6 protein-coding genes are annotated in these 7,540 nt (G+C 46.5%); all 6 read left to right on the top strand.

Going from position 1 to position 7,540, the window contains the following annotated elements; genetic code table 11:
- Nucleotides 1-690: 690 nt before the first annotated feature.
- The 6 genes from epsL (at nucleotide 691) to epsF (ending at nucleotide 7,536) form a co-directional block, all read left to right on the top strand.
- Nucleotides 691-1,977: an XrtB/PEP-CTERM-associated polysaccharide biosynthesis outer membrane protein EpsL gene (gene epsL, locus QN379_RS16925; protein ID WP_323507142.1), complete on the top strand. Its 1,287-nt coding sequence runs from the start codon at nucleotides 691-693 to the stop codon at nucleotides 1,975-1,977.
- An 11-nt stretch (nucleotides 1,978-1,988) separates the two neighbouring features.
- Nucleotides 1,989-3,371 (top strand): undecaprenyl-phosphate glucose phosphotransferase, encoded by a 1,383-nt coding sequence (locus QN379_RS16920; protein ID WP_322239820.1) that lies wholly within the window; start codon nucleotides 1,989-1,991, stop codon nucleotides 3,369-3,371.
- A 144-nt stretch (nucleotides 3,372-3,515) separates the two neighbouring features.
- Nucleotides 3,516-4,064 (top strand): hypothetical protein, encoded by a 549-nt coding sequence (locus tag QN379_RS16915; RefSeq protein WP_323507141.1) that lies wholly within the window; start codon nucleotides 3,516-3,518, stop codon nucleotides 4,062-4,064.
- A 164-nt stretch (nucleotides 4,065-4,228) separates the two neighbouring features.
- Entirely contained in the window at nucleotides 4,229-5,098 is an 870-nt protein-coding gene (locus QN379_RS16910; RefSeq protein WP_323507140.1) for an EpsD family peptidyl-prolyl cis-trans isomerase, read from the top strand.
- Between the two features lie 136 nt (nucleotides 5,099-5,234).
- Nucleotides 5,235-6,044: a polysaccharide export protein EpsE gene (gene epsE / locus QN379_RS16905; protein ID WP_416186892.1), complete on the top strand. Its 810-nt coding sequence runs from the start codon at nucleotides 5,235-5,237 to the stop codon at nucleotides 6,042-6,044.
- A gap of 73 nt (nucleotides 6,045-6,117) precedes the next feature.
- Nucleotides 6,118-7,536 carry a chain length determinant protein EpsF gene (gene epsF, locus QN379_RS16900; protein ID WP_322239814.1) on the top strand — a complete coding sequence of 473 codons (1,419 nt, stop codon included), beginning with the start codon at nucleotides 6,118-6,120 and terminating at the stop codon, nucleotides 7,534-7,536.
- The last annotated feature ends 4 nt before the right edge of the window (nucleotides 7,537-7,540 follow it).

The raw sequence follows: 7,540 nt of genomic DNA, 5'->3' as shown, positions 1-7,540 counted from the left end.
GAACTGAACTTACAGAATTATCTCGGGTCATTATGCTGTGCCACAACATTGTTATGGATATAGGAAAAGTTAACAAATTTATTTCTCTCGTTTAAATATAAGTGAGTACGAGAACGGTTTATCGACGGTATTTTTGTCTTCGATACTGCGCCAGATGCCAAATGTAAATATTACTTTTCAAAAGATTAATGATGCAAAAAATTAGCTCACTGCTGTTCCTAATCTCTCGCGATTTTAAGTATTTCGCTGCCCATGCCGCGCGTTCGGTTGATGCGCAATTAATATGTGTACAGTCCTTGCTGCGCTTCGAGCGCAAGTTGTTACGGCGTCTAATGAAGACGCTACATGCATGCCATTCACATCCTTTACACCCTTCACATCCTTCTTTTAGTTCCTTCTTTCGGTTCCTTTCCTCCACTGTCCGTCACTCGCTCATCACGATTAGTCGGCCCTTATTCAGCTAAATTTTAATTAAGTTTTTATAAGTTTCGATGCGCGACGTTACTAAAAAAATAGTAACAAAGAACACATTATTTCGATTCGTGTAGAAAATTTTTAGTTTTGAAATAATTATTTTTCAACAATAATTTTTTTTTGCATCTTTTGCATATGTAAATAGCTAACAAAAATGTTTGTGGGCGTTGGATTGCTGACTTCGGAATGTCATTTGACGGTCAAGAAAGATAGTAAATGAATAAATTAAAACGCCGCGTCGGTCTCAGGCGGTTTCGCTGGAAAGCCATTTTGCTGATACCCATGTGTTCATGCGTAGCGGCTCTAGCCGATACGAGTGACCTGGTGCCGACAGATACTATTCCGCTTGCCGATATCATGACGCCGGCCGCTGATTCCATTACTCCTTATGTTGGTTATGGCATAAGTTACGATGACAATTTGCTGCGATTGCAGAACTCGGGCGTTGCGCAGGGTATGGGTGCAGGGAACAATTTATCCGATGTAACACGTCGCGCGCAGTTTGGTCTGGCCCTAGACAAAAGTATTAGTCAACAACATCTGACTGCAAATTTAAATGTGACGAATGTCGAATACGAACGATTCGATCAGCTCAATCATCTGGATAAAAATGTATCCGCCAATTGGAACTGGCATGCTGGCGATCACGTTGAGGGTAACGCGGGCGTTACCTATTCACAAGGTCTGACGCCTTTCATTGACTTCCATTTGCTGGAAGCTAATATACGGACGCAAGAGACTGCGTATGTGAATGGATCGTGGTTATTCCATCCTAGTTGGCGCGTGCATGCAGGCCTCCAACATAGCAAATTATGGTATGACCTGGCATCGCAACAAACGGGTAATAACGCACAGAATCAAACCGAATTTGGAATCGATTATCTTGCCGCCAGCGGCAGCACTATCGGACTCCAATTGCGTCACACACGCGCAGATTTTCCGAATCCCGAACAGAGTGGCGGCGTATCAGTTTTTAATGGTTATAACCAGGATGAAATCAAGGCAAAAATAGATTGGTTGTTAACGGCTAAAACGCGTCTTCACTTCTTTGGTGGATGGGTGAGCAGAAAGCAAGATGCGTTTTCTGTACGTGATTTTAAAGGTTTCAATTCCCGCCTTTCTGCAGACTGGTTACCGACCGAAAGACTGGCTTTTACTATCGCTGCCTGGAGGGAGATTGGCGCAGTGGATGATCTATCGACGGTCTACTCCTTAAATCACGGCGCTAGTGTGGCAACCAGTTGGCAGTACTCGGAAAAAATCCGCGTGGTTGGGCAATTCAAATATCAGAAGAGAGATTTTAGCCAATCTTCGGCATCCGGCACTATCGGTTCTACTGATATGAATGACGTCCTCCGTAACACGGCATTGACGGTGGTGTATAACCCAACCCCAAAATGGGAGTGGCAACTATCAGGCAGTCGCAGTACACAAGTGCTCGCTGCCTCTTCTGGCGGATACGTAAGCAACGGCGTCATGCTCAACACGCGTTATGCATTTTAAGGTAGGACAAAATGACCGAGAATGATATCCCCCTCGTTTCGTTCTTCAAGCGTTTGCTTGATCCCGCCATCATTCTTGGCTTGTTGTATCTGATCATCACCGTGCAGGATGAAATGTTCACCGGCGACTATTTGGCGCTGATGATTATTGCTTTCTTTATTTCATCTTTTATCTATGAACAGATTGATCTGTATCGTACTCTGCATATTGGTAACAAACTCGCATTTGCCACCGATATTTTCCTGGGTTGGTCAATTGTCGTAGCTGCATTGACGTTGATTGGCCAGGGTACCGGACTGCGCTATGAGTTCTCGGATCATGTCGTCTGGACCTGGTTCGGGCTTGCGCCATTTGCGCTTCTATTGAGCCGCTTGACCGCTTATCGACTGGCATTCAATGTGGGGAAGGACCGTGAAGTACGGACTGCAATTGTTGTTGGGTCGAACGATCCCGGCATAGATATTCTTCGTCGCCTGACGTCACGTAGCAATGCGGGTATTGACGTACGAGGATTTTTTGATGATCACGATGAAGCAACTCGGTCACCTGAATTATCAAGTCCGTACCTTGGTTTGATTGCTGACGTAGGTCCTTATGTACGTGAGCAAAAAATCAAGACAATTTTTATTTGTCTGCCGATGTCAGCACATCCCAGTTTGGCCGCCTTAATGGAGGAATTACGGGATACGACTGCATCGGTTTATTTTGTACCCGACATTTATACCTTCGATCTGATTCAGGCGCGATTGGATCACGTGGGCGGTATTCCGGTTATCGGTATTTGTGAGACACCTTTCACCGGTTTACGTAGCGTTCTGAAGCGGGGAAGCGATATCGTTTTGGCGCTACTGATTCAGATTATGTTGTTGCCTATTATGTTACCCATTGCAATTGGAGTGAAATTATCTTCACCTGGTCCAATTATTTTTTCGCAGCGCCGCTATGGATTAAATGGCGAAGAAATTGTCGTCTACAAGTTTCGCTCAATGGGTGTTTGCGAAGATGGTGCAGTGGTCGATCAGGCCACCAAAAACGATGTGAGGGTAACGCGTTTTGGCGGTTTTTTACGTCGCACCTCGCTGGACGAATTACCGCAGTTTATCAATGTGTTGCAAGGTCGCATGAGTATCGTCGGACCGCGCCCCCACGCTGTTGCGCACAATGAAATGTATCGCAAGCTGATCAAGGGTTACATGTTGCGGCACAAAGTGAAACCTGGAATTACCGGATGGGCACAGGTCAACGGTTTTCGTGGCGAGACCGATACGCTGGACAAAATGCGCTCACGGATTGAATTTGATTTGGAATATTTACGCAACTGGTCGCTAGGATTGGATCTGTTGATCATTGTTCGTACCGTCAAAGAAGTGTTGAAAAAAGATAATGCTTACTAAACCGTGGTGTGAAAATTTCACAACGAAAAACGGCGGAGGAGATATCAAAGCTGATGTTGATATCAGCATTTGATGGTGGGGTTTTGACCGGGTTATTTGAGGCGCAAATGATGCGCGATGCTCTATGAATATTTAAAGGAAAATATGATGAAAATAGCCATATTGTTGTTGAGTTTTTTATTTGCAGGTCAAGCAAATATTGCTGCCGCCGCAACGCCGATTTTTCAGCTCGCTCCGCATGGCGCAAGCACGCTGCGATCAAGCCATGATGTTGATAACTATAGCGGCGCTAACGCACAGAATGTCGAGCGCGTTAGTTTCGAAATGCCGAAGTCTGAGTATCCCGCGCAATTTGGATCCTTCAGTTCGCCCGTCGCGCCCCGTGTGATCTTTTCTGCATTAGAGGGATCGCACGACGCCTGGGCGAATACCGATGCCATCACCCGAAATTTTTCAGGCATTGGCGATGGAAGTAGCGTATCAAAAAAAATGGTGTCAAGTGTCGCAGTTGTGGATGATTCGCTGTATTACTTTCTCAAAAATTTTAAGCGACAACCGCCTCAAAAGCCTGAAATTTGGACCATCTTTTTGGTAGGGCTTGGTTTGTTGCTGTACCAGATTCGCCGTCGTCCCATGCGCTCATCGATTGGCTTTTTTCCTATATCAAAAATGATGGGGAGACTAAGTGCCTGATCGATTATTTGCTAGTCCTGATTAAGGCTGCGTTGATGAGAAAAATAAGAAAATTGTGTTGTCGTTTGTTTATTCGTGGGAGTCGGATCTTGAATTGCTCAAAACAGTTTAATGCAACCCGCAACATTAGTTCAGCTCACCGCATAAATGGTGTAGGGATACTGATGTTGCTGCTACCTCTTGCTGCTATGGGCTTATCAGGCTGTAGTGACAGGGATAAGAATACCAGCAAGATATTGGTAAGAGTCAATGGTGGCGAGATTACGGCCCATCAGTTAGACGCGGAATTAGCAAGCGCTGGTACGGCACAGGACGGGGGCGGTACAGCGGCGGCGGTCGGACCAACCGCACGTAAGCAGGCATTGGAAGCGTTGATTGATAGGAAAATCTTGTTGGGAGAAGCCGAGCGTAACAAAGTTGATCGCGATCCAAAAGTCGTGCAGACCATTGAGCGCTATAAAACGCAGACAATTGTCCAGGCTTATCTGGAATCCGAAGCAGGAACAACCGTCAGGCCATCTAAAGAAGATATCGATAGTTATTTTCGGAGTCATCCAGAGTTATTCGCACATCGCAAGGTGTTAGATATCAGTCAGTTAAGCATCGCTTCGCAAGATTTTAGTCAATCGCTTAAAGCTGTCATGGACGCAGGAACATCACTTAGTCAGGTGGAGGCGTGGTTGACTGCGCACAAAATTGCGTATGTCAAAAATGCTGTTTCCTACACCAATGCCGATCTTCCTGCTGAAGTTTTTAGCAAGCTTCAGAACTTGGGGGGAAATCATTTATTTGTTCTGAAGGAGGGAGAACGAGATTTACTCTGTGCACTTACCGATTTGGTCGATAGTCCGATTCCGGCCTCACAGGCTGCTTCCCAGATCGAGCGATTTTTATTGAATAAAAAAATGCAAGAGGTCGCTGCGACAGAAATCGCACGTTTACGTCCTTTGGCCAAACTCGACTATGTGGACAAAAATGATAGCGAGAATATCGAAGAGAAATCGCATCCGGTCACGGCGTTGAATAAAAAATAGATTCGTTATCAACATGAGACATATACCGCTGAGTGACTTGATGACATTGACCATGTATGTAGTGAAATAGTGGAAAGATTTAGACGACCAGAAGATGGTAGTCAATACGACAGTAGAAAAGAAATAACTTATGAGGATGAAGGCAATGATAAAAAAATTCTACGCAGCCTTGCTGATGATGTTGCTGGTGGTATCGGCACTTTCAGCAATTTCTGCACAAGCAGCCGATATGCAGCTTGGCCCCGGCGATGGCTTGAAAATAGCAGTATTTGGCAATCCTGACCTGAGCCTGGAGACCAAAGTCAGTGAGTCCGGTAGTGTGACATTTCCGCTTATCGGCAATGTCAGTATCGGTGGCTTATCGACTGCGGATGCCGAAAAAAAGATCGCAGGTTTGTTAATTAGCGGTGGTTTTTTGCTCAAGGCGCAGGTCAATATCATGGTGACTGAGTTACAGAGCCAACAGGTTTCGATGCTTGGGCAGGTTTTGCGCCCCGGTCGGTATCCAATTAATGGAACACGCACCGTGACCGATATGCTGGCTGTTGCAGGTGGCGTCGGTCCTGACGGCGGCGATACCGCCACCATCATTCGTACCCGTGATGGAAAAACCAGTAAGCGAGTTGTCAATCTGGTCGATATGATCCACTCAGCTGACATGACGAGGGATCTTGATCTGATGAATGGAGACATGGTGTATGTGGATCGCGCTCCCAAGTTTTACATCTATGGTGAAGTCCAGCATCCCGGTGGCTATCGCCTTGAGCGAAACATGAGCGTGACGCAAGCGCTATCAATTGGCGGTGGCCTCACACCACGCGGGACCGAGCGCGGCTTGCGTATTAAACGCCGCGACGCTGATGGAAAAACGGTAATGATCGGCGTGCAAAATGATGATGAGCTTAAACCGGATGATGTCGTGTACGTCAAAGAAAGTTTATTTTGATAGCTATGAGCCGTGTCGACGGTTTGTCGCTTGCGATCTTATTGTTGAATAGCCCTGTTCGAGAGGTGCTCTCATGACTTTTTATCAGCTTTTAACTATCCTGCGTGCGCGCTATAAAATCGTGCTCTATACGTTGATCCTGATCGTAGCGGCAACGACTTTAGTCAGTCTGTTTTTGCCAAAAACGTATAAGGCGTCAAGCACCATGTTGCTCAACTATAAAGGGACCGATCCAGTATCTGGAGAGGTTTTGCCAGCGCAATTGGTGGCGGGATATATGGCGACACAGATGGATATTGTGATCAGCAGAAGTGTTGCTTTGAAAGCAGTCGACAATCTTGGTCTGGCTAACGATCCAGTCTTTAAGCAGCGTTTCGCCGATAGCACAAAGGGAGAAGAAACAATCCGTGACTGGCTGGCTGATATGTTGTTGAAAATGGTGGATGTATCACCCGCGCGCGAGAGCAGCGTGGTTGAAATTAATGCCAAAGGCAAGGATCCACGATTCGCTGCAGCAATTGCAAACGGTTTTGCAAATGCCTATCAGCAAGTTAATCTGGAGATTAAGGTCGCCCCGATGCGACAAGCGGCAACGTATTTTACCGGTCAGATAAAAAGCTTGCGCGTTGATCTGGAGGCTGCACAGAGCAAGTTGTCGGCCTATCAGCAGGAGCATGGATTGGTCAGTACTGACAATCATCTCGATGTTGAAACGGCACGCTTAAATGACTTGTCTAGTCAACTGGTCGCTGCGCAAGGACAAGCAATTGAGGCATCGTCGCGTGCTAATCAGGCAATGGGTAGCGGTGGCAGGGATTCGCCAGATGTGATCGCGAATTCGCTGATTCAAACGCTGAAATCTTCGTTGGCGCTGGCAGAAGGGAAATTTGCACAATTGTCAAAAAATCTGGCACCGAACCATCCACAATATCAGGCCGCAAAAGCTGAGGTTGATAGACTGCGTGCTGAACTAAATAGCAATATTAGTGCCACCAATAATGGCTCTGCAAACAACGGGCGCATATTACGGCAGCGTGAAGCAGAAGTACGCGCAGCATTAGCGACTCAAACAGCCAAGGTATTGCAACTTAACCGCGCCCGCGATGGCCTATCTGTTCTCGTCAAAGATGTCGACAACGCACAGCGTGCTTACGACGCAGTCAATTTGCGTCTGACAAAATCGGAATTGGAAGGTAATTCCAACCAGTCGGATGTATCGCTACTGAATGCAGCAACGACGCCAGTGCGTCCAGCTAGTCCCAATATTCCGCTCAACATCGTGCTGTCGGTCATGATGGGCTTGATGCTTGGATTTGCATTAGCGATATTGCAAGAGTTAGCACATCGGCGCGTGAGATCGGATAGCGATGCAGCGAAAGCATTGAGCGCACCAGTGCTTGGCACAATAAATTGGGGTAGTGCGGGACCCAAAAAAGTTGCGTCGGCCAATCGATTAGTTTCCAGCCGTGCAAAGCCAGAGATAAAAGGTTAATCAA

Origin of the sequence: Glaciimonas sp. Gout2 (assembly GCF_035018905.1) — a bacterium.
Lineage (GTDB): Bacteria > Pseudomonadota > Gammaproteobacteria > Burkholderiales > Burkholderiaceae_D > Glaciimonas.
The sequence above is the reverse complement of the archived record's forward strand: the minus strand, read 5'-3'. Positions and strand labels throughout refer to the sequence as shown.